25 protein-coding genes are annotated in these 23,789 nt (G+C 58.1%); 15 read left to right on the top strand and 10 right to left on the bottom strand.

What is annotated here, in order from left to right; genetic code table 11:
- The first annotated feature begins 200 nt into the window (after positions 1-200).
- The 3 genes from ACJ8HA_RS09525 to ACJ8HA_RS09515 all read left to right on the top strand — a co-directional run bounded on the left by ACJ8HA_RS09525 (position 201) and on the right by ACJ8HA_RS09515 (position 3,285).
- On the top strand, positions 201-1,682 hold the full coding sequence (locus tag ACJ8HA_RS09525; protein WP_089195709.1) for a phospholipase: 1,482 nt from the start codon (positions 201-203) through the stop codon (positions 1,680-1,682).
- On the top strand, positions 1,679-2,452 hold the full coding sequence (locus ACJ8HA_RS09520; protein ID WP_281041569.1) for an ankyrin repeat domain-containing protein: 774 nt from the start codon (positions 1,679-1,681) through the stop codon (positions 2,450-2,452). The genes ACJ8HA_RS09525 and ACJ8HA_RS09520 overlap by 4 nt, the downstream gene beginning before the upstream one ends.
- Positions 2,453-2,541: 89 nt before the next feature.
- On the top strand, positions 2,542-3,285 hold the full coding sequence (locus ACJ8HA_RS09515) for an ankyrin repeat domain-containing protein (RefSeq protein ID WP_442515308.1): 744 nt from the start codon (positions 2,542-2,544) through the stop codon (positions 3,283-3,285).
- Positions 3,286-3,761: 476 nt separating this feature from the next.
- On the opposite strand, the gene ACJ8HA_RS09510 is transcribed toward ACJ8HA_RS09515, so the two are convergent.
- Positions 3,762-5,450 (bottom strand): aspartate:alanine antiporter, encoded by a 1,689-nt coding sequence (locus tag ACJ8HA_RS09510; protein ID WP_049205954.1) that lies wholly within the window; start codon positions 5,448-5,450, stop codon positions 3,762-3,764.
- A 294-nt stretch (positions 5,451-5,744) separates the two neighbouring features.
- Between ACJ8HA_RS09510 and ACJ8HA_RS09505 the strand changes: the two genes are divergently transcribed.
- Positions 5,745-6,134 carry an inner membrane protein YbjM gene (locus ACJ8HA_RS09505; RefSeq protein ID WP_442515307.1) on the top strand — a complete coding sequence of 130 codons (390 nt, stop codon included), beginning with the start codon at positions 5,745-5,747 and terminating at the stop codon, positions 6,132-6,134.
- 39 nt (positions 6,135-6,173) lie between these two features.
- Here the strand turns inward: ACJ8HA_RS09505 and ACJ8HA_RS09500 are convergent, their stop codons facing one another.
- Entirely contained in the window at positions 6,174-6,437 is a 264-nt protein-coding gene (locus ACJ8HA_RS09500) for a GrxA family glutaredoxin (RefSeq protein ID WP_004938676.1), read from the bottom strand.
- A gap of 230 nt (positions 6,438-6,667) precedes the next feature.
- On the opposite strand from ACJ8HA_RS09500, the gene ACJ8HA_RS09495 reads away from it, so the two are divergent.
- The 9 genes from ACJ8HA_RS09495 (at position 6,668) to rlmC (ending at position 14,919) form a co-directional block, all read left to right on the top strand.
- Positions 6,668-6,982 (top strand): YbjC family protein, encoded by a 315-nt coding sequence (locus ACJ8HA_RS09495; RefSeq protein WP_025302233.1) that lies wholly within the window; start codon positions 6,668-6,670, stop codon positions 6,980-6,982.
- A 33-nt stretch (positions 6,983-7,015) separates the two neighbouring features.
- Complete coding sequence (gene rimK, locus ACJ8HA_RS09490) at positions 7,016-7,918, top strand: 30S ribosomal protein S6--L-glutamate ligase (RefSeq protein WP_025302234.1); 903 nt, start codon at positions 7,016-7,018, stop codon at positions 7,916-7,918.
- 136 nt (positions 7,919-8,054) lie between these two features.
- Positions 8,055-8,534, top strand: coding sequence for a YbjN domain-containing protein (locus tag ACJ8HA_RS09485; RefSeq protein WP_004938666.1), 480 nt, complete (start codon positions 8,055-8,057; stop codon positions 8,532-8,534).
- Between the two features lie 406 nt (positions 8,535-8,940).
- Positions 8,941-10,050, top strand: coding sequence for a spermidine/putrescine ABC transporter substrate-binding protein PotF (gene potF / locus ACJ8HA_RS09480; protein ID WP_043137777.1), 1,110 nt, complete (start codon positions 8,941-8,943; stop codon positions 10,048-10,050).
- A 122-nt stretch (positions 10,051-10,172) separates the two neighbouring features.
- Positions 10,173-11,306 (top strand): putrescine ABC transporter ATP-binding subunit PotG, encoded by a 1,134-nt coding sequence (gene potG / locus ACJ8HA_RS09475; RefSeq protein ID WP_043137773.1) that lies wholly within the window; start codon positions 10,173-10,175, stop codon positions 11,304-11,306.
- A gap of 24 nt (positions 11,307-11,330) precedes the next feature.
- Positions 11,331-12,293 (top strand): putrescine ABC transporter permease PotH, encoded by a 963-nt coding sequence (potH, locus tag ACJ8HA_RS09470; RefSeq protein ID WP_038629107.1) that lies wholly within the window; start codon positions 11,331-11,333, stop codon positions 12,291-12,293.
- The gene (gene potI, locus ACJ8HA_RS09465) at positions 12,290-13,135 is read left to right on the top strand and encodes a putrescine ABC transporter permease PotI (RefSeq protein ID WP_025302238.1); all 846 of its coding nucleotides are present in this window, start codon (positions 12,290-12,292) and stop codon (positions 13,133-13,135) included. Before potH ends, potI begins: the two co-directional genes overlap by 4 nt.
- 104 nt (positions 13,136-13,239) lie before the next feature.
- Positions 13,240-13,719, top strand: a complete 480-nt coding sequence (locus ACJ8HA_RS09460; RefSeq protein WP_049205956.1) for a YbjO family protein — start codon at positions 13,240-13,242, stop codon at positions 13,717-13,719.
- A 69-nt stretch (positions 13,720-13,788) separates the two neighbouring features.
- A complete protein-coding gene (gene rlmC / locus ACJ8HA_RS09455) occupies positions 13,789-14,919 on the top strand; it encodes a 23S rRNA (uracil(747)-C(5))-methyltransferase RlmC (protein ID WP_049205958.1) in 1,131 nt (376 codons plus the stop codon).
- Positions 14,920-14,951: 32 nt separating this feature from the next.
- Here the strand turns inward: rlmC and artJ (ACJ8HA_RS09450) are convergent, their stop codons facing one another.
- The 6 genes from artJ (ACJ8HA_RS09450) to ACJ8HA_RS09425 form a co-directional block, all read right to left on the bottom strand.
- Complete coding sequence (gene artJ / locus ACJ8HA_RS09450; RefSeq protein ID WP_015377297.1) at positions 14,952-15,686, bottom strand: arginine ABC transporter substrate-binding protein; 735 nt, start codon at positions 15,684-15,686, stop codon at positions 14,952-14,954.
- Positions 15,687-15,884: 198 nt separating this feature from the next.
- Positions 15,885-16,553 carry an arginine ABC transporter permease ArtM gene (gene artM / locus ACJ8HA_RS09445; protein ID WP_025302241.1) on the bottom strand — a complete coding sequence of 223 codons (669 nt, stop codon included), beginning with the start codon at positions 16,551-16,553 and terminating at the stop codon, positions 15,885-15,887.
- The gene (gene artQ, locus ACJ8HA_RS09440) at positions 16,553-17,269 is read right to left on the bottom strand and encodes an arginine ABC transporter permease ArtQ (protein ID WP_025159684.1); all 717 of its coding nucleotides are present in this window, start codon (positions 17,267-17,269) and stop codon (positions 16,553-16,555) included. Before artQ ends, artM begins: the two co-directional genes overlap by 1 nt.
- An 8-nt stretch (positions 17,270-17,277) precedes the next feature.
- On the bottom strand, positions 17,278-18,009 hold the full coding sequence (gene artJ / locus ACJ8HA_RS09435) for an arginine ABC transporter substrate-binding protein (protein ID WP_060447493.1): 732 nt from the start codon (positions 18,007-18,009) through the stop codon (positions 17,278-17,280).
- Positions 18,010-18,041: 32 nt separating this feature from the next.
- On the bottom strand, positions 18,042-18,770 hold the full coding sequence (gene artP, locus ACJ8HA_RS09430) for an arginine ABC transporter ATP-binding protein ArtP (protein WP_016928352.1): 729 nt from the start codon (positions 18,768-18,770) through the stop codon (positions 18,042-18,044).
- Between the two features lie 264 nt (positions 18,771-19,034).
- On the bottom strand, positions 19,035-19,577 hold the full coding sequence (locus tag ACJ8HA_RS09425) for a lipoprotein (protein ID WP_043137760.1): 543 nt from the start codon (positions 19,575-19,577) through the stop codon (positions 19,035-19,037).
- 159 nt (positions 19,578-19,736) lie between these two features.
- Here ACJ8HA_RS09425 and ACJ8HA_RS09420 point away from each other — a divergent pair, with 159 nt between their 5' ends.
- Positions 19,737-20,060, top strand: coding sequence for a heavy metal-binding domain-containing protein (locus tag ACJ8HA_RS09420; RefSeq protein ID WP_004928400.1), 324 nt, complete (start codon positions 19,737-19,739; stop codon positions 20,058-20,060).
- A gap of 49 nt (positions 20,061-20,109) precedes the next feature.
- Here the strand turns inward: ACJ8HA_RS09420 and ACJ8HA_RS09415 are convergent, their stop codons facing one another.
- Complete coding sequence (locus ACJ8HA_RS09415) at positions 20,110-21,624, bottom strand: DUF3300 domain-containing protein (RefSeq protein ID WP_442515306.1); 1,515 nt, start codon at positions 21,622-21,624, stop codon at positions 20,110-20,112.
- Positions 21,625-21,811: 187 nt separating this feature from the next.
- Between ACJ8HA_RS09415 and ACJ8HA_RS09410 the strand changes: the two genes are divergently transcribed.
- Positions 21,812-22,648, top strand: a complete 837-nt coding sequence (locus ACJ8HA_RS09410) for an N-acetylmuramoyl-L-alanine amidase (protein ID WP_442515305.1) — start codon at positions 21,812-21,814, stop codon at positions 22,646-22,648.
- On the opposite strand, the gene ACJ8HA_RS09405 is transcribed toward ACJ8HA_RS09410, so the two are convergent.
- A complete protein-coding gene (locus tag ACJ8HA_RS09405; protein ID WP_004928393.1) occupies positions 22,649-23,659 on the bottom strand; it encodes an NAD-dependent epimerase/dehydratase family protein in 1,011 nt (336 codons plus the stop codon). It abuts the gene before it with no gap.
- Positions 23,660-23,789 lie beyond the last annotated feature (130 nt).

Genomic DNA, 23,789 nt, shown 5'->3' with positions numbered 1-23,789 from the left:
AAATAGAGCAAAGAAATCTTTACTGAATTGTGATAATTTTGCCCATACCCTATTTAGGCGTGACACAGAAGATAAGGATATCCAATGCGTTATCGTTCGCTAACGCTCTACGAAACCAGAAAAAGTCGCCCATCTGGCGAGCTGCACTGTGATGGCGCGTCTGTGCCGACCACGGAACCTTACGAGTGGGCTGGCGCCGTATGAAACTGATTCATTTCTCCTCTGAACACACGGCGCCGGAAAGCTTTTCCAGGATACTTAACCCTACAGCAGCGCGGTATGAGCTGGAACGGCATTATCTGTTCGGCGGCGCAGCCGGCATATCGATAAGCAGCCGGTATCCGATTACCCGCAATACTCAATCCGGGATTGGCGTCACCGGTTATCGTGAGGACGTGGCTGTGAAGCGCAGCGTGCTCGATGAGATCAACCGGGGCGGCTTGCTGGCGATTGATCAGGGAATGGGCACCTGGACGCCGACGAAATATGCTTTTTACGTCGACGCGGAAGGCCGATTACAGCGCTACCCAGGCAGCTCTCTTCCCGCCTTTTATCCTATCGGGCGCGTGATCGCCCGCTATGAAGAAATGGTCAGCCGCTATGGCCACCGGGCAAAACCGACGGTGCTGCCGGCGAGGCAGAATACGTCCCGGAATCCCCCTCTGCAGCAAGCCATCGCGACCGCAGTAGCAACCGTTGCCGCCACGGTGCAGGCCATCCGTCCGCTGACCAAGGCAGAACGCTGGCAAGAACGCCAGTACCTGATAGGGCGAGGCAACCGCAGCATTTACCCGGATGCGCGCATAGCTGCACAGCGCCTGGCGGAGAACAACGTTGCGGTCGAAAAGGCGAAGTTGGCTGAGAATGTCTATAAGACCACTAACCCGCTCAAGGACACGATAGACATCCCTGAAGGCTGGAAGGATATCAGTAACAATGATGGGGCGCTGGGCCGGCTTGGTTTGAGCAGTAACATGCTTTATGACAAACCAATGAATCCTGACTTTTTAGCCCGAGTTTATCAGCCAGACGAAAGTGTCTTTGGCAAGGCGATGAACCCGACGGTGGTATTCCGCGGATCGCGGGCACCAGAATTCCCGGAGGGAATAAGCCGCGCAACCCAAAAAGCCTTAATAAGGGGTGACTTATCAGGCATTAAAAATCTCAGTGACTGGAAAAACAACGGTGCTCAGGGAATAGGGCTTAATTCTGAATACTACAAAAAAGCGGTTGGTATTGGCGATAAAATTTCAAAGGTATCCAATATCGACGTTGCAGGTCACTCATTAGGCGGTGGCATGGCGTCTGCTGCCTCCATGGCCAGCGGCAAGCCAGCTTGGACGTTTAATGCCGCTGGATTGCATGCAGGAACCGTAGAAAAATACGGCGGCTCTATAATAGGCAGTGTCGATAATATTCAGGCGTATCGCGTAAAAGGGGAACTGTTGACCAAGCTGCAGGAGGTTGATTTGTGGGAGGATGCCAAAGACCTCAAATTTTATCCGCCGGCGGTGATGGCGAAAGAACGGTTGTCCCTGTTGGCGCCTGACGCCGTGGGAGTAAAACACACGCTTTCCGGTGGAACAGGCTCACTGCTGGATAAGCACGGTATAGACCAGGCGATACAATGCATTGAAAATGAAAAAGACGATGACATTGCCACAATCAAGGGAAGAATATGAAAAAACTTATTCTCATTATCACGATGGTAGTGTCTACGCTCATCATGCAAGGGTGCGAAAAAGGTATGGATTTACAACCGCAGGATTATTTTGACGGTCAGCAATTGGACATTGCCAAAGCCATTTATGATGGTGATAGGCCGCAGTTGGATAAACAGTTATCATCAGTAAACAAAGAGATCTTAAATCGTCCAGCTAAGGAAGAAATGACCTTATTGTTCTGGGCAATAAACAATGCCATCTATGATAAAGCCACACCTGAAAGGCTGAAAATTATCACTGATTTGGTAAAAGCCGGCGCAGATCCTTTACAGCCTCAACCCAATACGCCAGGTAGCCCAGCTGAATTTGTTATGAAAGCGGATAAAGGCATCTGGATACAGGCTATGTTAGAGGGCGGACTTTCTCCAAATGCTAGGGATAAGGTTCATAATCAACCCATTATATTTAATAGCATCTTTGCAAAAAACACAGAAACATTAGAGGTCATGTTGGAGCATGGTGCTGATATAAATATAAGAAATTCACTGGGTGATACGCTGCTCATCGATGCTTTAGACTATCACTCCTATGACCATGTCATTCTTCTATTAGAAAAAGGCGCCGATAGCGATATAAGAGGCAACTCGGGTTGGACGATGGGCAATCAACTTCAACGGCTGATTAATAGGAGTCAGGACGGCAGTGAGGCGAAAGAGTCTCTTGAGCGCATCAGAGACGAGCTAATTAAGCGTGGTGGGAAATGGCCACCTCTCCCTGTCAGTAAATAAGCCGTTCTCAGTATCCCAAGGGGGTAGAGGGATACTGATACGGTAATAAAGCAAAGTTAGGCCGTGGTTATGTTAAAAATGGAGATGGCATGAGGCACAGCGCTCTTATCATTATCATATTGCTGTCGATGCTCATGATGCAGGGATGCGAACAAGGTAGGGATCTACAACCACAGGATTACTTTGAAGGGAAGCAGCTGGACATCGCCAACGTCATCTACGAGGGTGACAGGCAAAAGCTGGATAAGGTTTTACCGACGGTAAGCAAAGAAACGTTAAATCGGCCGGCCAAGGCGGAGATGACGTTATTATTCTGGGCGATAAATAACGCTATCTTTGACAAGAACACGCCAGAGCGGCTCAAGATCATTACGGATCTGGTCAAGGCGGGAGCAGACCCACTGCAGCCAAGAGCTGAGGGGGGGAGTAGCCCCGCTGAATTTGTTATGAAGGCGAATAAAGGCGTATGGATACAAGCTATGTTAGAGGGCGGGCTCTCTCCAAATGCCAGAGATAAGGTTCATAATCAACCCATTATATTTGAAAGTTTTGATGCGGCGAACACCGAAACATTAAAGATATTAATTGCATACAAAGCTGATGTTAATATCAAAGGGGCTATGAACAGAACTCCACTAATTAATGCGCTGTATAACAGTTGCCCTGAGCACATTGAGGTTCTTTTGGCTCATGGCGCTAACCCCTTAGCCAAAGATGATTTTAATGACAACTTCCTTTCTTTGATTTCTGCGGAGATAGATAAAGGGGATAAGAGCAATGCGTATATAAAAAAGCTAATTAAAATTAAAGAAAAAATAAAACAGGTGAATTAGTTCGCCTCGGCTCTCATGGGGGACAATGCAGGTCTTCTTCCGGTGCAGTACCATGACGTGATGACATACAGGAAGATGACGGGATGAGCCACCAAAGAGCACCCAGCCGACAGCGACGAGAGTGCTGTTGTTAAGTACCGTTTGTGACGCCATCTCTTTGAACAGTGGCAAACCCACAAGCAGCGTTTCTATGTTGAAACCTGCACATTGATGGGACGCTGGCGTAAGCGACACTCAGAGGTAGGATGCTTTATGCCTGACGACGAGGCAGCGACAACGGGTGTTTCGGGCCGTTTCAGGCAACAAAAAACCCGATAATCTTGAACCTAAAAGGCGGGATTATCGGGCTCCACAAAATGGGGACATCAAAGAAAAGCAGTGGCACTAATTCAGACTGCGGCCCCCAACGAAAGTTCTGGCCGGCGACAAAAAAATCAAAATATTTTTATCGCCGATCCATCTCTCCCGCTAATCGATCAGCCGAGTATGCCCGGCCATAGCACCACGATGAGTGAACCCGCCAGCGTTAACAGCACGTTAGCGATGGCGTAGGTGCCGGCGTAACCCAGCGCCGGGATGTTGCTGCGCGCGGTATCGCTGATGATCTCCATCGCCGGCGCGCAGGTGCGGGCGCCCATGATGGCGCCGAACAGCAGGGCGCGGTTCATGCGCAGCACATAGGCGCCGAACAGGAAGCAGATAATCACCGGCACCAGGCTGACGATCAGCCCGGCGATCAGCATCTGGCCGCCGACCGCACCCAGGCTGTGGCCGATGCCGGCGCCGGCGCTCAGGCCTACGCCCGCCATAAACACCATCAGGCCGAATTCTTTCACCATGTTCAGCGCGCCCTGCGGAATGTAGCCGAAGGTCGGGTGGTTGGCGCGCAGGAAGCCGAGCATGATGCCGGACATCAGCAGGCCGGCGGCGTTGCCGATGCCGAACGAGAAGTTGCTGAACTGTATGGTGATCTGGCCGATCAAAAGGCCGATGATGAAGAAGGCGCAGAACGCCAGCAGATCGGTCACCTGGCTGTGAATCGAGATAAAGCCAATTTTCTCCGCCACGCTCTTCACCCGGCGCGCGTCGCCGCTCACCTGCAACACGTCGCCTTTGTTGAGCACGATGCTGTCGTCGATCGGCATTTCGATCTGGCTGCGGATCACGCGGTTGAGGAAGCAGCCGTGGTCGGTCAGCTTTAGCTGGCTCAGGCGTTTGTTCACCGCGTTGCTGTTCTTCACCACGATCTCTTCGGTGACGATGCGCATGTCGAGCAGATCGCGATCGAACACTTCCTTGCCGTTGCGGAAGCTCGGGTCCAGCCGCGCGTGGGCGTCCGGGTAGCCGACCAGCGAGATCTCGTCGCCCACCTGCAGCACCGCGTCACCGTCCGGGTTGGCCAAAATGCCGTTGCGGCGGATGCGTTCGATGTAACAGCCGGTCTGGCGGTAGATGCCCAGTTCACGCAGGTTCTTGCCGTCGGCCCAGGCCACCAGCTCGGGGCCGACGCGGTAGGCGCGGATCACCGGCAGGTAGACCTTGCGCTGGCTGTCGGTGTCCAGGCCGCGTTCGCGGGCGATCTGCTGGGCAGAGGTGGACAGGTCCTGGTGTTGCAGCTTCGGCAGGTAGCGCGCGCCGAAGATCAGGCTGACCAGACCGATCAGGTAGGTGAGGGCGTAGCCGAGGCTCAGATGATCCTGCGCCGCCAGCAGCGCCGGGCCGTTGACGATGGTGTTGCGTAGCGTGTCGCCGGCGCCCACCAGCACCGGCGTGGAGGTCATCGAGCCGGCCAGCATGCCGGCGGTCAGGCCGATGTCCCAGTGGAACAGCTTGCCGAGACCGACGGCGAGCACCATCGCCGAGCCGACCATCACCAACGCCAGCATCAGGTAGTTTTTGCCGTCGCGGAAGAAAATCGAGAAAAAGTTGGGCCCGGCTTCTACGCCGACGCAGAAAATAAACAGCATGAAGCCGAGATTCAGCGCCTCGGTGTTAATGGCGAAGTGTTGCTGGCCGAGCAGCAGGGAAACCACCAAAACGCCAATGGAATTACCGAGTTGGACGGAGCCCAGACGGAGTTTACCGAGGCACAGCCCCAGTGCGAGTACCACGAACAGTAACAGAATGTAGTTACCGTTTAACAAACTAGCGACGTTTATGTTCACGGAGGATAACTTATTGTTTACCAGTAAGTGCTTGATATAGATAACTATAAGAGATAAATTCAGCCTTAAAACGACGTCATAAATCACCACCAGCAGAAAGCGAAGCGAACCATCGTTCGGCGGCGTTCATTCTAGACGCTATGACCGATGACAGCCAGCACAGAAAGCTGATTTCCTGCGCCGCCGTGCGCATTTAACTCTCTTTTGACCAAGGAAAAAATTCGGTTCAGCGTCACCTCACGGGTGGCCGGACCGATTTCTATTGATGCGGTAATTGGGCGGGGGAGAATTCGCATGACGAGTTATCGATATTGGCTGGGCATTCTCAGCTGTTTTCTGTTGTTCAGCCTGGTGTTTCTCGGCCAGCAAATCGGCCTGTTCGGCAGCACGGATCATGAGCACCACGGGGAAACCGGCCTGCTGCTGTTCGTTGTCCCCGGTGCGATCGCCAGCTATCTGTCGAGCCGCAAGCGGCTGCTTTGCCCGTTGCTTGGCGCGCTGTATGCGCTGCCGCTGTGTCTGCTGATCCGCCACTTCTGGCTGACGCCGTCCTATTCATTCTGGCAGGAGTTGGCTTATGCCACCAGCGCGGTGTTCTGGTGCGTGTTCGGCGCGATGCTGATGCTGTTCGCCCTCGGCCTGTTGCAGACACTGCAGCAGCTGCACCGGCGGCAGCGGCAATAAAAAAAGGCGCGTTAAGCGCCTTTTTTGTCGTTCAAAAACTTACTGGAACAGGTTCAGGTGTTCTTTGGCGTAAGCTTCGAAATCGGTGCAACCGCCGATGTGCTTCTCATCCAGGAAGATCTGCGGCACGGTTTCAACCGGTTTACCGACGGTTTTTTCCAGATCGGCCTTGGTGATGCCTTCCGCGTGGATGTCAACGTAACGGAAGTTGAAATCGTCGCGTTCTTCAGTCAGTTTTTCCGCCAGTTCTTTAGCGCGGACACAATAAGGACAGCCAGGACGCCCGAAGATTACTGCAAACATGCAACGCTCCTTAATTGGATTTTCAATAAATGGTTCGCTATTGCAACGACATCCCGTCACCGAAAAAGTCATTACCTGCGTCAGATGGCGCCTACTATGCCCGTTGAGGCCATGAAAAAAAAGCAGGAATTACCTGTTAATCTGATTCATGTAACCAATTAGTCAGCCGGGGCTGTCGCCGTCGGCGGGAATTCACTACACTGGGGGCAGACCTTCTGGAGAAGAAAAATATGCGTTCATTCGGTGACTTACCGCGCCCGGTGCTGGTGTTGGAAGGGCTGGGTATCGTGATGTTGGTGCTGGCCTACCTCAGCATTCACGGCCACCTGCAGCTGCCTGGCTGGCTGGCATCGCAGCAGGCGGCGGTCGGCATGATTTTCCTCGGCGTGGCGTTGATGGTGCCGGCGGCGGCATTTCTGGTGTGGCGCGTGGTGCAGGGCTTTGGCCCGCTGATGCGCGGCGGGTTGCCGCCGGAAAACGATCGCCGCAAACCGCGAGATGCGGATGCATCGAAAGATAATCAGGACCGCGATCCGCGCGCCTGAGTGCCGGGCAGGCGTTGGCTTTTGGGGTGACGAGTGAAAATTGCCATTCTTTCTCGCGACGGAACGCTCTATTCATGCAAGCGGCTGCGTGAAGCGGCGGAAGATCGCGGGCACAGCATCGATATCATCGATCCGCTTTCCTGTTATATGAACATCAACCCGGCGGCGCCGACCATTCACTATCGCGGCCGCCAGCTGGAGCGTTATGACGCGGTGATCCCGCGCATCGGCTCCGCCATCACCTTTTACGGCACCGCGGTGCTGCGCCAGTTCGAGCTGCTTGGCAGCTACCCGCTCAACGAATCCGTGGCCATTACCCGCGCTCGCGATAAGCTGCGTTCGCTGCAACTGCTGGCGCGGCAGGGCATCGATCTGCCGATCACCGGCTTTGCCCATTCGCCGGACGACACTGGCGACCTGATCGAGCTGGTCGGCGGCGCGCCGCTGGTGGTCAAGCTGGTGGAAGGCACGCAGGGTATCGGGGTGGTGCTGGCGGAAACCCGCCAGGCGGCGGAAAGCGTGATCGACGCCTTTCGCGGGTTGAATGCCCATATCCTGGTGCAGGAATACGTGCGCGAGGCGCAGGGGCGCGACGTGCGCTGCCTGGTGGTGGGCGGCCGGGTGGTGGCCGCCATCGAGCGGCAGGCGAAGCCCGGCGAGTTTCGCTCCAACCTGCATCGCGGCGGCACCGCCCGCAAAGTGACCATCACCGCCAGGGAGCGGGCGATTGCGGTCAAAGCGGCGAACACGCTGGGGCTGGACGTCGCCGGGGTGGATATCCTGCGCGCCGAGCGCGGCCCGCTGGTGATGGAGGTCAACGCGTCGCCGGGGCTGGAAGGGGTGGAGACCACCACCGGGTTGGACATTGCCGGCATGATGATCGAATACATCGAGCAGCGCGGCCGGCCGGGCTTCCGCCTGAAATCCGGTGGTTGACGGGGCGGTCGGCGCGCTTTTCCCGCCGAGCAATATCTTAATTAGTGAATTAAGCCGCATTGATCGTGGCGTATCGGGTGAATATTCCGTAAGCTATGCGCCTTTTCGCGTTTTGAATATTGTGAGGCTGGTTATTATGGATTCACTCATTGTCCCCGATTTGGCGCTGTTGCGGCGCTGGCTGGATCAGTCGGGCATTTCTTTCTTTGAGTGCGATTCCTGCCAGGCGCTGCACCTGCCGCACATGCAGAACTTCGACGGCGTGTTCGACGCCAAGATAGATCTGGTGGACAACGTCATCCTGTTCTCCGCGCTGGCCGAGGTGAAGCCGACCGCGCTGATCCCGCTGGTGGCGGACCTGAGCCAGATCAACGCCAGTTCGCTGACCATCAAGGCCTTTGTCGACATTCAGGACGACAACCTGCCGAAGCTGATCGTCTGCCAGTCGTTGAGCGTGGCGGTGGGCATCACCTACGAGCAGTTCACTCATTTCATGCAGCAGGGCGAAGAGCAGGTCTCGATGGTGATCCTCGAGGCGCGGGCGAACGATCTGCTGTTTATGGGTGACGAAGAAGAGATCCCCGCTGGCGCCGTGCGTCAGCCGATGCTGCACTGATCCTCGCCGTACCTTAAGCATGCCGTCGCTCCGGCGGCATGCTGCCGTTATTCCCTTCCGCAATAAAATATTCTGCACTTTTGCCTTTGCCGCCCGATCTTTCTCGTCTTTTGTGCCGTTAATGGCGTATCACATAGAGAAAAACTGCATAAAAAATCGATAAATGGCGTTTTTTACCCTGGGGGCTGGCGGGTTGCGATGGCAGCGGCTATGCTGCTGATTCTGCAAAGGGCTTGCGATTTCCCTTGTAACCACGCGAGCAGGGCAGTGCAAAAAGGCGCATGCAATCATATGCATAGCCATTCATTTCGCGGTTGCAACGATTGCGCTCAATCAGGAAAGGTTTTGTATCGCTGCAGATACAAGTTCAATTCTATGATTTACCCTGTTTTGGAGGAAGTTACGGATGGTCACCCAACGTAAAAAGTGGTTATCGGGTGTGGTTGCCGGTCTGTTGATGGCCGCGTCCGTCACGGCGTCAGCCGAAGAGAAAACGCTGCACGTGTATAACTGGTCCGACTATATCGCGCCGGATACCCTGGCCAAATTCCAGAAAGAAACCGGCATCAAAGTGGTGTACGACGTCTTTGACTCCAACGAAGTGTTGGAAGGCAAACTGATGGCGGGCAGCACCGGTTATGATCTGGTGGTTCCTTCATCCAACTTCCTCGAGCGCCAGTCGCAGGCCGGCATCTTCGAGCCGCTCGACAAGAGCAAAATGCCCAACTACAAGAATCTCGATCCCGAGATGCTGAAGCTGGTTGCACATAATGACAAAGACAACAAATACGGCATCCCATACCTGATGGTGACCACCGGCATCGGCTACAATGTCGACAAGGTGAAGGCGGCATTAGGCAAAGACGCGCCGGTCGACAGCTGGGATCTGATCCTCAAGCCGGAAAACCTCGAGAAGCTGAAAAGCTGCGGCGTCTCCTTCCTCGATGCGCCGAGTGAGGTTTACGCCACCGTGCTGCACTACCTGGGCAAGGATCCCAACAGCACCAATGCGGCGGACTATACCGGCGCGGCCAACGATCTGCTGCTGAAGCTGCGGCCGAGCATTCGTTACTTCCACTCTTCACAGTACATCAACGATTTGGCTAACGGCGATATCTGCGTGGCGATCGGCTGGTCCGGCGACGTGATGCAGGCGGCCAACCGCGCCAAAGAGGCGAAGAACGGCGTGAACGTGGCCTATGCGATCCCGAAAGAAGGGGCGCTGACCTACTTCGACATGTTCGCCATGCCGGCGGACGCCAAGAACAAAGACGCCGCGTACCAGTTCCTGAACTTCCTGATGAAACCTGACGTGATGGCGGGCATCAGCAACTATGTCTATTACGCCAATGCGGTGAAAGATTCCACGCCGCTGGTGAAGGCCGAGGTGCGCGAGAACCCGAACGTCTATCCGCCGGCCGATCTGCGCGCCAAGCTGTTCACGCTCAACGTGCAGTCGCCGAAGCTGGATCGTGTCATTACCCGCGCATGGACTAAAGTTAAAAGCGGGAAGTGATGATGGGGGGATACCCCCAATCGTCGGTAAACCGGCAGGCGGGCGCTCCCCGCCTGCACTGCTGTTTTGGGCCACGGCACTCGCCGTGGTTTTGTGCCGCTTTACGCCGGAGAGCACCCCGATTGAACGACGCCATCCCTCGTCCTCAAGCCAAGTCGCAGAAGGTCTTCACCCCTCTGCTGGAAATCCGTAACCTCACCAAAACCTTCGACGGGCAGAATGCGGTCGAAGACGTCAGCCTCACCATCTACAAGGGCGAGATCTTTGCGCTGCTTGGGCCGTCTGGCTGCGGCAAGTCAACCTTACTGCGCATGCTGGCCGGCTTTGAACAGCCGACGGAAGGGCAGATCGTGCTCGACGGGCAGGATATGTCGCACGTGCCACCGTACCAGCGGCCGATCAACATGATGTTTCAGTCTTACGCGCTGTTCCCGCACATGACGGTAGAGCAGAACATCGCCTTCGGCCTGAAGCAGGACAAAATGCCGCGGGCAGAAATCGCCGAGCGGGTGGCGGAAATGCTGGCGCTGGTGCACATGCAGGAGTACGCCAAACGCAAACCGCACCAGCTTTCCGGCGGCCAGCGGCAGCGGGTGGCGCTGGCGCGCAGCCTGGCCAAGCGGCCCAAGCTGCTGCTGCTGGATGAGCCAATGGGCGCGCTGGACAAGAAGCTGCGCGATCGCATGCAGTTGGAAGTGACCGATATTCTCGAGCGCGTCGGCGTCACCTGCGTGATGGTGACGCACGATCAGGAAGAGGCGATGACCATGGCGGGGCGCATCGCCATCATGAACCGTGGCAAGTTCGTGCAGATCGGCGAGCCGGAAGAGATCTACGAGCATCCGAATAGCCGCTTCAGCGCCGAATTTATCGGTTCGGTCAACGTCTTCGACTGCGTATTGCAGGAGCGCCACGACGATGCGCTGATCCTGCAAAGCCCCGGATTGCGCCATGCGATCAAAGTAGATCCGGACGCCTCGGTGGTGGACGGCGTGCCGATCCAGGTCGCGCTGCGGCCGGAAAAGATCCTGCTGTGCGAACAGGTGCCGGAAGACGGCTGCAACTTCGCGGTAGGGGAAGTGGCGCACATTGCCTACCTGGGCGATCTGTCCATTTATCACGTGAAGCTGCACAGCGGGCAGATTATCAGCGCCCAGCTGCAAAACGGCCACCGTTTCCGCAAGGGGATGCCCACCTGGGGCGATGAAGTGCGTCTGTGCTGGGAAACCGACAGCTGTGTCGTGTTGACGGTGTAGCGGAGCCGCTGAGGAGTAACCCATATGACCCTGCTTTCTGAACGCACGCCGGAGCCGCCGGCCAAAACGCCCGGCACCCTCAAGGCGCTGTTCCACCGCCTGCTGATGGCTCACGGCCGCAAGCTGGTGATCGCATTGCCGTATTTATGGCTGACGCTGCTGTTCATGCTGCCGTTCCTGATCGTGTTCAAGATCAGCCTGGCGGAGCTGGCGTTGGCGGTGCCGCCTTACACCGAGTTGATGAGCTGGGTGGACGGCAAGCTGAACATCGCGCTCAACTTCGCCAACTACCTGCAACTGACCGACGATCCGCTGTATATCGACGCCTATCTGCAGTCGCTGCGCGTGGCGGCGGTCTCGACGCTGTGCTGCCTGATCATCGGCTATCCGCTGGCCTGGGCGGTGGCCCACAGCAAGGCGTCGACTCGCAACATTCTGCTGCTGCTGGTGATCCTGCCTTCCTGGACCTCGTTCCTGATCCGCGTCTATGCCTGGATGGGGATCCTGAAAAACAACGGCATTCTGAATAACTTTCTGATGTGGCTGGGGGTGATCGACCAACCGTTGGTGATCCTGCACACCAACCTGGCGGTGTATATCGGCATCGTTTATTCCTACCTGCCGTTTATGGTGCTGCCGATCTACACGGCGCTGATCCGGCTGGATTACTCGCTGGTGGAGGCGTCGCTGGATCTGGGCGCCCGGCCGCTGAAAACCTTCTTCAGCGTCATCGTGCCGCTGACGCGCGGCGGCATCATCGCCGGTTCGATGCTGGTATTCATTCCGGCGGTAGGGGAGTTCGTGATCCCGGAGCTGCTCGGTGGGCCAGACAGCATCATGATCGGCCGCGTGCTGTGGCAGGAGTTCTTCAATAACCGCGACTGGCCGGTGGCTTCGGCGGTCGCCACCATCATGCTGCTGTTGCTGATCGTGCCAATTTTGTGGTTCCACAAACACCAGAACAAGGAAATGGGGGGGCAGGAATGAACAACTTGCCGGTAGTGCGTTCACCGTGGCGCATCGCCATCCTGACGGTCGGCTTTACCTTCCTGTATGCGCCGATGCTGATGTTGGTGATCTACTCCTTTAATAGTTCCAAGCTGGTGACGGTGTGGGCCGGCTGGTCCACGCGCTGGTATACCGAACTGTTTCACGACTCGGCGATGATCAGCGCGGTGGGGCTCAGCCTGACCATCGCCGCCGCCTCCGCCACCGCCGCGGTGGTGCTGGGCGCCATCGCCGCCGTGGTGATGGTGCGGTTCGGCCGCTTTCGCGGTTCGACCGGCTTTGCGTTTATGCTGACTGCGCCGCTGGTGATGCCGGACGTGATCACCGGCCTGTCGCTGCTGCTGCTGTTCGTGGCGATGGGGCACGCTTTCGGCTGGCCGTCGGAGCGCGGCATGTTCACCATCTGGCTGGCGCACGTCACCTTCTGTACCGCTTATGTGGCGGTGGTGATCAGCTCGCGTCTGCGCGAGGTGGATCGCTCGATTGAAGAGGCGGCAATGGATCTGGGGGCGCCGCCGCTGAAAGTGTTCTTCGTTATTACCTTGCCGATGATTGCGCCGGCGCTGATCTCTGGCTGGATGCTGGCGTTTACCCTGTCGCTGGATGATCTGGTGATTGCCAGCTTCGTCTCCGGCCCGGGCGCCACTACGCTGCCGATGCTGGTGTTCTCCAGCGTGCGTATGGGGGTGAATCCGGAAATTAACGCGCTGGCCAGCCTGATCCTGCTGGTGGTGGGCATTCTCGGCCTGATCGCCTGGTGGTTTATGGCGCGCTCGGAAAAACAGCGATCGCGTGAATTGCAGCGGGCGGCCCGTAGCTGAATCGTAACAAACCTGCTATTTTTGCAATCAATAAGTATTGCAACTAACTACCTGACTTTACATGCGCCATCTGTATTGGTGGCGCGTCGTAGCGGAACACGGATATGTCAGACATGCTGAAAAGCGGGCAGGGAATGAGATCGACTTCGGATGCGCCGGTGCCGGTGATGGTGGCGGGCACCGCCATGGTGGCGATCAAGTGTATCAGCGTGGTGTTGTTGTTGGGCGAACTGGGCGTCGACGGCGCACAGGAGTTCGTTAACACCAGCGCGCAGGCGTGGGATTCTACCTTTATCTTTCTGGCCGGCCTGATGCTGCTGTGCCTGCAAATCAGCTGTGGCTTTGCGGTGATGCGCGGCCGCAACTGGGGACGCTGGGGCTATGTGGTCTGCCAGTGCATCGTGGTGCTTTACCTGCTGTTGGCCACCATTGGCAGCGTCTTCCCCGAGGTGTTCACCGTGGAGGGGGAAACCAGCGGCCAAATCCTGCACGTTCTGATCCTGCAAAAGATCCCCGACGCGGTGATCCTGGCGTTGCTGTTCGTTCCTGCCGCCAGCCGCCGCTTCTTCACCGTGCGCAAGTGAGATTTTAGGCGTGCGGAGTGGTAAACTCTGCGCCCTTAATTCGTCATCCTGAACTTCACGGTAATCTTCATGCATTGCGCTTTGTATACGGCGGGTACCTGCCGTTCCTGTCAGTGGCTGGAAAAGCCCTATCCGCAGCAACTGGCCGACAAACAGCATCACCTGCACTCGCTGCTGGCCGGGCGCGACGTCGCGCAGTGGCTGCAGCCGATGGCGGGGGAGCTGAGCGCATTTCGCAATAAAGCCAAGATGGTGGTCAGCGGCAGCGTGGAGCGCCCGCTGCTCGGCATGCTGCACCGCGACGGCACGCCGGTCGATCTGAGCGACTGCCCGCTGTATCCCGCCGGCTTTGCGCCGATGTTTGCGGTGCTGAAAAGCTTCATCGCCCGCGCCGGCCTGACGCCGTATAACGTGGCGCGCAAACGCGGCGAGTTGAAATACCTGCTGCTGACCGAAAGCACGCTCGACGGCGGCGTGATGCTGCGTTTCGTGCTGCGCTCGGAAACCAAGCTGGCGCAGCTGCGCGCTGCGCTGCCGTGGCTGCAGCAGCAGCTGCCGCAGCTCAAGGTGATCTCCGCCAATATTCAGCCGGTGCACATGGCGATCATGGAAGGGGAGCGCGAGATCGCGCTGACCGAACAGCAGGCGCTCGAGGAACAGTTCAATCAGGTGCCGTTGTTCATCCGCCCGCAAAGCTTCTTCCAAACCAACCCGCAGGTGGCCGCCGAGCTGTATGCCACCGCCCGCGACTGGGTGCGCGCGCTGGGTATCGACAGCATGTGGGATCTGTTCTGCGGCGTCGGCGGTTTCGGCCTGCACTGCGCGCAGCCGCAAACGCAGCTGACCGGCATCGAAATCAGCGCGGAAGCGATCGCCTGCGCGCGCCAGTCGGCGCAGCGGTTAGGGTTGTTGCACGTAGATTTTCAGGCGCTCGACTCCACCCGCTTCGCCACCGCCGAAGGCCAGGTGCCACAGCTGGTGCTGGTTAACCCGCCGCGGCGCGGCATTGGCCAGGCGCTGTGCGACTACCTGAGCCGGATGGCGCCGGACTATATTCTCTATTCCAGCTGCAACGCCGAGAGCATGGCGAAAGATATCGAGACGTTGCCGGGGTACCGCATCGAACGGGTGCAGCTGTTCGACATGTTCCCGCATACCGCGCACTACGAAGTGTTGACGCTGCTGGTGCGGCGTTTATAAAACATAAGGCCCGGTTATCCGGGCCTTATTGCTTATTGCGGGAACCACTTGTCGTTGATGGCTTTGTAGGTGCCGTCGGCCTTGATGGCGTCCAGCGCGGCGTTCAGCTTGGCCAGCAGCGCCTGGTTGTCGGGGCGCACCGCGATGCCGAGGCCGGTGCCGAAGTATTGTGCATCGGTGATGTGCTCGCCGACCGGCGCCAGCTGCGGGTTGGTTTTCAGCCACTCGTTCACCACGGCGGTGTCGCCGAACACGCCGTCGATACGGCCGTTTTTCAGCTCCAGAATGGCGTTCTGGTAGCTGTCGTAAGAGACGGTGTTAATCTCCGGGTGCTTGTCCTGCATGTATTTCTGGTGGGTGGTGCCGTTTTCCATGCCGAGCTTTTTGCCTTTCAGATCCGCCAGCGAGCTGAACTTGCCTTTTTGCGCGATCACGATCGCCGAGTTGGCGTAGTAAGGCTGGGTGAAAGCGACCTGTTTGCTGCGTTCCGGCGTGATGTCCATACCGGAAATCACCGCATCGTATTTCTTGAATTTCAGCGCGGCGATCAGGCTGTCGAACGCCTGGTTGGTGAAGGTGCACTGCGCCTGCATCTGTTTGCACAGCGCGTTGGCCAGATCGATATCGAAGCCGACGATCTGGTTGTTGGCGTCCAGCGATTCGAACGGCGGGTAGGTGGCGGAAGCGGCAAAGCGGATGGTCTCGGCCGCGGTGGCGTTAAAGGTCATCCCGGCCAACATCGTCGCGGCAAGCAGCAGTTTTTTCATGCGTAGAGCTCCTGTCTGGATCCTGAAAGTGATTATTCGCTATCGTTTGTTTTTACTGGTAATCGCCAGAGTATTTTGCGTGTGCGCCTGCTGATAACCCTGCCATCGAGTGAATTAAAATGCAATATAAATGATTAAATATTACCGCGGAGATAAAAAAAGCCCCGCACGAGGCGGGGCTCATGGGGAGAGGCGGTCTCAGTTGCGGCGCTCAAACGCCAGCGCGCGGCGCTCCACCAGCCGCATCAGCAGCGTCAGCAGGCCGTTGACGCACAGGTACACCAGGCCCGCGGCGCCGAACACCATGACGTCGTAGGTGCGGCCATACATCAGCTGGCTGTAGCCCATCACTTCCATCAGCGTGATGGTGTAGGCCAGAGAGGTGCTTTTGAACACCAGCACCACTTCGTTGGAATAAGACGATAGCGCGCGTTTGAAGGCGAACGGCAACAGGATGCGCAGCGTCTGCCGGCGCGACATGCCCAGCGCTTCGCACGACTGCCACTGCCCGGCGGGAATGGCGCGCACCGCACCGTAGAACAGCTGCGTGGTGTAGGCCGCGCTGTTCAGCGCCAGCGCAATCATCGCGCACAGCCAGGGCTGCGACAGCAGGTTCCACAGCCACGGGTAGTCGCGGATCGCCGGGAACTGGCCGGGGCCATAGTAGATCAGGAAGATCTGCACCAGCAGCGGCGTGCCGGTGAACAGCGTCACGTAGATCTTGACCAGCGGCGTCAGGATCGGCGTTTTCAGCGTCAGGATCACCGTAAGCAGCAGCGACAGCAGCAGCGCGACGATCAGCGCGGCGACGGTCAGGGTTAGGCTGGTGTGCAGCCCTTTGAGGATTTCCGGTAAATACTCAATCATCAGACCGGCCCCCGCTCAAAGCGCGTGGCGCGCAGCTCAATGCGTTTGATGACGTATTGGCTGAACAGCGTCACCAGCAGGTAGATGGCCGCCGCGATCACATACCAGGTAAAAGGCTCCTGGGTGCGGGTGGCGATGCTCTTGGTTTGCAGCATCAGATCGTTCACGCTGATCAGCGACACCAGCGCGGTGTCTTTCAGCAACACCAGCCACTGGTTGCCGAGGCCGGGCAGGGCGTGGCGCCACATCTGTGGCATGATCAGGCGAAAGAAGATCGCCGCCTTGCCCAGTCCCAGCGCCTGGCCGGATTCCCACTGCCCCTGCGGCACCGCTTTGAGCGCGCCGCGCAGCGTCTGCGAAGCGTAGGCGGAATAGAGCAGGGCCAGAGCGATCACCCCGCACAGGAATGGACTGACTTCGAAATTGTCTATCGCCAACTGAATCGGCAACTGGAACAGACCGAGGTTGAGGGTAAAGCCGTCGGAGAGCATCAGCAGCAGCTGCGACGAGCCGAAATAGATAAACAGCACCACCAGGATTTCCGGCAGGCCGCGCAGCACGGTCACCCAGGCGGTGCCGAGCCAGCTGACCGCTTTCCAGCGGGACGATTCCCATACGGCGAACAGCATCGCCAGAATCAGCCCGAGGATCAGGGCGCAAACGGCAAGGCCGACGGTCATGCCGGCGGCGCTTGCTAAAGGTTGTAATTCATTCATCGGGCGTATTACTGCTGGAACCATTTTTTGTAGATGGTTTCATAGGTCCCATCCTGCTTAATCTTGTCCAGAGCGGCATTGAACTTGCCCTGCAGATCGGTATTCTTCTGGCGCACCGCGATGCCGAGGCCGGTGCCGAAGTAGTCTTTATCCGTCACTTTGTCGCCCACTGCCGCCAGCGCGTCATTCTGCTTCAGCCACTCGTTGACCACCGCGGTATCGCCGAACACCGCATCAACGCGGCCATTCTTCAGATCCAAAATGGCGTTCTGGTAGCTGTCGTAAGGCACGGTGGTGATTTCCGGGTGCTTGTCGGTCAGGTATTTCTGGTGGGTGGTGCCGTTTTGCACGCCCACCTTCTTGCCTTTCAGCGCCGCCACGTCGGCGATTTTGCCTTTCTGCGCGATGAACAGCGCCGAGTTATCGTAGTACGGCTTAGTGAACAGCACCTGCTTTTCACGTTCCGGCGTAATGTCCATGCCGGCCATGACCGCATCGAAACGCTTGAACTTCAGGCTAGGGATCAGGCTGTCGAACGCCTGGTTGGTGAAGGTGCACTCGGCCTGCATCTCTTTGCACAGTGCGTTGGCCAGATCGACATCAAAACCCTGAATCTTGTTGCTGGCGTCAATAAATTCAAATGGAGGATAGGAGGCTTCGGTAGCGAAACGGATGGTTTCGGCTGCGGAGGCGGAAACGCTGATGCCGGCCAGAACGGCGGCGATTATTAGTTTTTTCATCGCAAAATCCCCAAATTACAGCAAGTTAATTGTTAGTGTGATAAGTAGTTGGCAAACTCGGTGGTCCGTGGCTGCGCAAAGTGGCTGCTGTCGCCTTGCTCCACAACGTGGCCGTTTTCCATGTACACCACGCGGCTGGCGGTCTTGCGCGCCACTTCCACTTCGTGGGTGACGATCACCTGCGTGATGCCGGTGCCGGCCAGTTCGCGAATGATGCTAACGATCTGAGCGGTGATTTCCGGATCCAGCGCCGCAGTCGGTTCATCGAACAGCAGCACCTGCGGTTCCATCATCAGGGCGCGGGCGATCGCCACGCGCTGCTGCTGGCCGCCGGAAAGGTGCAGCGGGAAGCGATCGGCGAAGTCGGTCAGGCGCAGACGCTTGAGCAGCTTGTCGGCGCGCTCCATCGCCTGAGCCTTGGTCAGACCCAGTACGCGGCAAGGCGCCTCGATCAGGTTCTGGACCACGGTGAGGTGAGGCCACAGGTTGTATTGCTGGAAAACCATGCCGACGTTTTGACGCAGTTCGCGAATGGCTTTCTCGCCCGGCGCCTGTTTGAAGTCGAATTGGTTGCCGGCGATCTGCAGTTGGCCCGAACGCGGCATTTCCAGCAGGTTTAGCACCCGCAGCAATGAGCTTTTCCCGGCGCCGCTTGGGCCAAGCAGCACCAGGGTTTCCCCAGCTGGACAATCCAGCGTGATGTCAAACAGCGCCTGGTGAGCGCCGTAATAGCAATTGATACCGTTAAGTTGAATACTCATGCGCCAGAATTGAATAGACATTGATGCCGCAAATGTTAACTTCCACAGAATACTTATGCAATCTTTGTGCGTTAAAATTTATGAGTGTGCGGCGGGAAAGTAAAAGATTAGCACAAGATACCGCGACTCAGGCCGAGGGAGGGGATTTGTGGCGCAGGCTGTGATATCGGTAGCGAAATTTTTTCTATTGGACGAAATTTGAGCTGTTGACTGACGGCGGGGATGACCGACGCGGCAAGCCCGCGTCGGCCGGGGTATCGCGGGTTACTGGTTTTCCAGCACCTGGCGCACGCTGCCGTTGGTGGCGTGTGCTGGAACATTCAGGTAGCGAATATCATCAACCACCCAGCAGGTACCTTCGCGCACCATCAGCACTTCGTCCTGCCAGTTCACGGTGCTGTTGGCGTCTTTTTGATAGCTTAAGTCGACGCGCAGCGGAATATTTTTCGCATCGGTGTTAGGAATGGTCGAGGCGCTGGCGACGGAGGCGCTGCTTGGCCCTTGCGCATTGCCGGAGAACAGATCGCCGGTTATCCGGTGCTTGCCCGGGTTCTGGCCGGCGCTGACCAGATCCTGATACAGCACTTTGCTCAGATAGGGCTGCAGCTGCGCCAGGCGGTTACTGTCCGGCAGGCCGGCGCCCTGCTGGATGTGCAGGTCATAGAACTTTTGCGCGACCGTATCCGGGCCGCCTTCCACACAGCTGCCGCTGCGAGTGCCGATATCCTTGTATGCCGGTTCCACCGTGGTACAGGCACTCAGCAACAGCGCTAAGGGTAAAACAGCCGCAATCGTTTTTGTTTTCATCTTATTACCTTATGTGAAAGTCTCTACCATGAAGACCGATAGCTTACAGTATAAATGCGTTTTTTGGCCTTGCATTCGTACTGCGTGCCATTGATTAAGCGAACATAACGCCAATCTTCTGGTCATAGATACGTTGAATTAATCAAACAAGGAGTTCTGATGCAGCTTTCAACTACCCCGACCCTGGAAGGGTTCACCATCACCGAATACTGCGGCGTCGTCACCGGCGAAGCGATCCTCGGCGCCAACATTTTTCGTGATTTCTTCGCCGGCGTGCGCGATATCGTCGGTGGCCGCTCGGGCGCTTATGAGAAAGAGCTGCGCAAGGCGCGCTTGATTGCGTTCGAAGAGCTGGAAGATCAGGCAAAAGAGCTGGGCGCCAACGCGGTGGTCGGCATTGATATCGATTATGAAACCGTAGGTAAAGACGGCAGCATGCTGATGGTGACCGTCAGTGGCACCGCGGTGAAAGTCAGCCGCTAACGCCATTCCCCGCGCCCCGGCCGTTCCGCCGGGGCGACATCCTGTAGGTTCATCCCACCTTGTGCTGCTCGACGATCGGGCGGTGTTCCTGCGGTTTCACCGGCGCCGGCGCTTGGCGATGCGGCATCGGCTGAACGGGCGGCTGATGGATCTGCGGCGCCGGGGCTGGATGCGGCATGATGCGCGCTTGCGGCACTGCCAACGGGCGTTCTATCGTCGGATGCCGCGTTGCGGCCGGTTCGCGCGTCCCCGGCTGAACGACGTGCGGCGCGACCTGAACCTGTGGCCGCACGGCGGATTGATGCACTGGCGCGACGGCCTGCATCGGATGCGTCTGTACCGGAGCCGCATGCACGGCCATCGGTTGCTGCGTGTGAGGCGCTGCCGGCGCGGCATGCGTGAACGTTGGCATGCTCATCGGCTGCTGTACATGGGGCGCGTTGACCGATTGTTGCACGTGCGGCGCGGCCGCTACCGGCTGGGTGTGCGCAAAGGTCGGCAGGGTCATCGGCGCATGGGCCGCAGGCGCGACGTGCGGCTGCGCGTTAGGCGTCGGCGGGTTGAAATGCGGCGTCGGTGCGGCGGTCGTATTGTTGTAGTTATTCACTGTATGGGTGCTGCGATTCACATTGTTCACGTTGTTATATTGGTTGATGTTGGTGACGCGATTCACCACGGTGGTGGAATGCGATACGTAGGGCGCATCGCGGTAGACCACCGGTTGGCGTCGATCGTCCCAGCGCATATCCCAGTTGTGCCAGCCGCTGTTGTGCTGATTGAACAATGAGGCGACCGCAATGCCGACACCGAAGCTGATCACGCCGGCCGCCAACATGTCGCCGCCACTGTAGCCCGAAGGTTGATACCGATAGCTCGGATAGGCTGGGATCGGCGTGCCGTAGGCCACCCAGGGATCGTAATGCGGGACGTAAACCGTATCCGGCTGGCTGGGTTCGATGACGATGGTTTCGCCCGGCGCCGCTACCACGCGCTGGCGATCGGGCTGCTGCTCAACGTAACGGGTGGTGGGGGCCACGACGATGCGCTGCTGCGGGGTGTTTTTCAGCGTGCCTTGGCTGGCCGCCCGTTGACGCATTACCTGAATGGCGTTCATCACGTCGGTGGGATCGTTCAGGTAGGCGCTGCCCAGGGCGGTGGTCCAGGGGATGTTTTTCGCCATTTGATCGAGCACGTCGGGGAATTGCACCAGGCCGCGCACGCTGGGATCCCAGGGCTGAGCGTCGGCCGCCGAGCTGAGCGCCGCCGGTTGCAACCCGCGGTTTTGCGCCAGCCAGGCATCCGCGGCGTTGATTTGGTCAGGATAACCCGCGCCGGCCAACACCTGCGCCAGCAGCTTGTCGGGGAACAGCGCCACCGGGCTGACCAACTGGTACAGCTGGTCGGCGGTCAGCGGCGTATAGGCCGGCGTACTGGCACTCGCGATGGGCGCGGCCGGGGACGGTGCGCTTGCACCCATCGCGTCAGCGACTTTTTGCCGATCGCAGCCGCTGAGCGGCAGCATGGCGGCACAGAGCAACCAGGACAGATAGCGTGGCGTGAACATGTTCGACTCCGCTCTTTCAGCGCAGATGATACTTTGAGACTATCATGGGCGGGAGAGGCCGCCAGTCGGGAGAAATACTCGCTTGCATATCGGCGCTATCTGTCATCATTTCTCGATGAGCGTGATGATTGGATACAGGTTAATCGCGTCGCGTTACATCTTTCACGGACGATAATCAGGAGGATAAGTGAAAATTTGGCCAGGGATTATCGCCGCCGCGCTGTTGGCGGGGTGCCAAAATCCACAGCAGGATACGCTCGTCGATCGCGGCGCTTACCAGCTCGAAACCCTGCATCAGGCACAGGGCGCCGATCGGCGCATCCGGTTTTTGGTGATGCACTACACGGCGGAAGACTTCCATTCATCGCTGAAAACGCTGACCGACGAGCACGTCAGCGCCCATTATCTGCTGCCGGCGCACCCACAGCGCGAGCACGGCAAACCGACGGTGTACCGGTTGGTGCCGGAGGCGATGCGCGCCTGGCATGCCGGCACCAGCGCCTGGCGCGGCCGCAGCAACCTCAACGACACCTCGATCGGCATCGAAATCGTCAACAAGGGCTTCACCCGCAGCATGCTGTTCACCCACTGGCAACCCTATACGGCGGAGCAGATCGCCGTGCTGATCCCGCTGAGCCGCGACATTATCCAACGCTATGGCATCCAGCCGCAGGACGTGGTGGGGCACAGCGATATCGCGCCGCAGCGCAAACAGGATCCCGGCCCGCTGTTCCCCTGGCGGCAGCTGGCGCAGGCCGGCATCGGCGCCTGGCCGGATGAACGGGACGTGCAGCGTTTGCTGGCGGGGCGCGATCGCCATGCGCCGGTACCGATGGCGCCGCTGCTCGAAAAGCTGGCGCGTTACGGTTACGCGATAGACCCGTCGTGGGATGCGCGGCAGCAGCGCAACGTGCTGGCGGCGTTTCAGATGCATTTTCGGCCCGACGATGTGCGCGGCGAGCCGGATGCAGAAAGTGAAGCGATTGTCGATGCGCTGCTGGTGAAGTACGGCGCGGCGCGTTGATTACAGGCCGTGCAGCTTACCGTGGTCTTTCAGCCAGCGGGCGGTGCGCGCGATGCCTTCTTCCAGCGAGACGATGGGCTGATAGCCCAGCTCTTGCTGTGCACGAGTGGTATCGAGCGTGAGGTCGAAGTTGAGTTTGGCGACGCCGTAGTGGGTCAGCACCGGCTCCTTTTCGCTTTTGCTGCCCAGGCGCTCCATGCCGCGCGCCATCATGTCTAGCATCGGGTAGGGGACGGAGCGGATGCGGCACTTCATGCCCAAATCGTCGATCAACTGCTGCACCACGGTGCGAAGCGGACGCGGCTGCTGGTTGGTGATGTTGTAGGCGCGGCCGGACGGCGTATCTTCTTTTAGCGTCGCCAGCCACATGGCGTGCACCGCGTTCTCCAGATAGGTCATGTCCACCATCGCCGCGCCGCCGCGCGGCAGCAGCAGGTTGCCGTAGCGTTTGATCATCTGCAGCAACCGCGGCAGCATCACCTTGTCGTGCGGCCCGAACAGGCCCTGCGGGCGCAAAATGGTGAAATGGGTCTGCGGATTGGACAGCGCCAATTGCTGGATCACCTGCTCGCCGGCGGCCTTGCTGCGCGCGAACTCGTTGGCGTAACGCTGCGGGCGAAAGTCTTCGGTTACGTTGCGGTGATGGTGGTAGTCGAAATAGATCGCCGGGGAAGAGATGTGAATGAACTGCGCCACGCCATAGGCCGCCGCCCATTCGCCGAGGCGGCGGGTAGCGCGGACGTTGGCCAGTTCGAAGGCTTCTTCGGTGCCCCAGGGCGAGGTAAAGCTGGAGCAGTGCCACAGCACATCGACGTCCGCCAGCATCGCTTTGGCCTGCGAAGAGATCAGGTTGGTGAGATCGGCATGAATGAACTCCGCGCCCATTTTTTCCAGCAGGCCGCCCATCGCCTGGTTGCGGCCAGTGGCGCGCACTTTGATGCCCTGGCGGCGCAGATATTCAACGGCGTTACGGCCTAACCCACTGGTTGCACCGGTGACCAATACCTTCATAACGGACTCTATTCTCACCCAAAATCGGAATACCGGCGGGCGCTTGCGGCGCTCCCAGCAAATAAGATGCCATTCTTCCGTGATTTCGTGCGCTATGCAATCGGAAAGCCCCGAAGCACAGCGGCAAACT

This window comes from Serratia sp. CY33802, from assembly GCF_052169095.1.
GTDB classification, from domain to species: domain Bacteria; phylum Pseudomonadota; class Gammaproteobacteria; order Enterobacterales; family Enterobacteriaceae; genus Serratia; species Serratia bockelmannii.
Note: the sequence above shows the minus strand (reverse complement) of the source record. Positions and strands in the feature narration are given on the sequence as shown.

Excerpts from the sequence above, each read along its gene's own strand:
- rlmC (WP_049205958.1), top strand. The coding sequence starts at position 13,789 with ATGCATTGCGCTTTGTATACGGCGGGTACCTGCCGTTCCTGTCAGTGG.
- potF (WP_043137777.1), top strand. The coding sequence starts at position 8,941 with ATGGTCACCCAACGTAAAAAGTGGTTATCGGGTGTGGTTGCCGGTCTG.
- ACJ8HA_RS09460 (WP_049205956.1), top strand. The coding sequence starts at position 13,240 with ATGTCAGACATGCTGAAAAGCGGGCAGGGAATGAGATCGACTTCGGAT.
- ACJ8HA_RS09425 (WP_043137760.1), bottom strand. The coding sequence starts at position 19,577 with ATGAAAACAAAAACGATTGCGGCTGTTTTACCCTTAGCGCTGTTGCTG.
- artP (WP_016928352.1), bottom strand. The coding sequence starts at position 18,770 with ATGAGTATTCAACTTAACGGTATCAATTGCTATTACGGCGCTCACCAG.
- potI (WP_025302238.1), top strand. The coding sequence starts at position 12,290 with ATGAACAACTTGCCGGTAGTGCGTTCACCGTGGCGCATCGCCATCCTG.
- ACJ8HA_RS09505 (WP_442515307.1), top strand. The coding sequence starts at position 5,745 with ATGACGAGTTATCGATATTGGCTGGGCATTCTCAGCTGTTTTCTGTTG.
- ACJ8HA_RS09515 (WP_442515308.1), top strand. The coding sequence starts at position 2,542 with ATGAGGCACAGCGCTCTTATCATTATCATATTGCTGTCGATGCTCATG.
- ACJ8HA_RS09500 (WP_004938676.1), bottom strand. The coding sequence starts at position 6,437 with ATGTTTGCAGTAATCTTCGGGCGTCCTGGCTGTCCTTATTGTGTCCGC.
- ACJ8HA_RS09520 (WP_281041569.1), top strand. The coding sequence starts at position 1,679 with ATGAAAAAACTTATTCTCATTATCACGATGGTAGTGTCTACGCTCATC.
- ACJ8HA_RS09525 (WP_089195709.1), top strand. The coding sequence starts at position 201 with ATGAAACTGATTCATTTCTCCTCTGAACACACGGCGCCGGAAAGCTTT.
- artQ (WP_025159684.1), bottom strand. The coding sequence starts at position 17,269 with ATGAATGAATTACAACCTTTAGCAAGCGCCGCCGGCATGACCGTCGGC.
- ACJ8HA_RS09405 (WP_004928393.1), bottom strand. The coding sequence starts at position 23,659 with ATGAAGGTATTGGTCACCGGTGCAACCAGTGGGTTAGGCCGTAACGCC.
- artJ (WP_015377297.1), bottom strand. The coding sequence starts at position 15,686 with ATGAAAAAACTGCTGCTTGCCGCGACGATGTTGGCCGGGATGACCTTT.
- potH (WP_038629107.1), top strand. The coding sequence starts at position 11,331 with ATGACCCTGCTTTCTGAACGCACGCCGGAGCCGCCGGCCAAAACGCCC.
- ACJ8HA_RS09495 (WP_025302233.1), top strand. The coding sequence starts at position 6,668 with ATGCGTTCATTCGGTGACTTACCGCGCCCGGTGCTGGTGTTGGAAGGG.
- ACJ8HA_RS09415 (WP_442515306.1), bottom strand. The coding sequence starts at position 21,624 with ATGTTCACGCCACGCTATCTGTCCTGGTTGCTCTGTGCCGCCATGCTG.
- artJ (WP_060447493.1), bottom strand. The coding sequence starts at position 18,009 with ATGAAAAAACTAATAATCGCCGCCGTTCTGGCCGGCATCAGCGTTTCC.
- ACJ8HA_RS09420 (WP_004928400.1), top strand. The coding sequence starts at position 19,737 with ATGCAGCTTTCAACTACCCCGACCCTGGAAGGGTTCACCATCACCGAA.
- ACJ8HA_RS09485 (WP_004938666.1), top strand. The coding sequence starts at position 8,055 with ATGGATTCACTCATTGTCCCCGATTTGGCGCTGTTGCGGCGCTGGCTG.
- artM (WP_025302241.1), bottom strand. The coding sequence starts at position 16,553 with ATGATTGAGTATTTACCGGAAATCCTCAAAGGGCTGCACACCAGCCTA.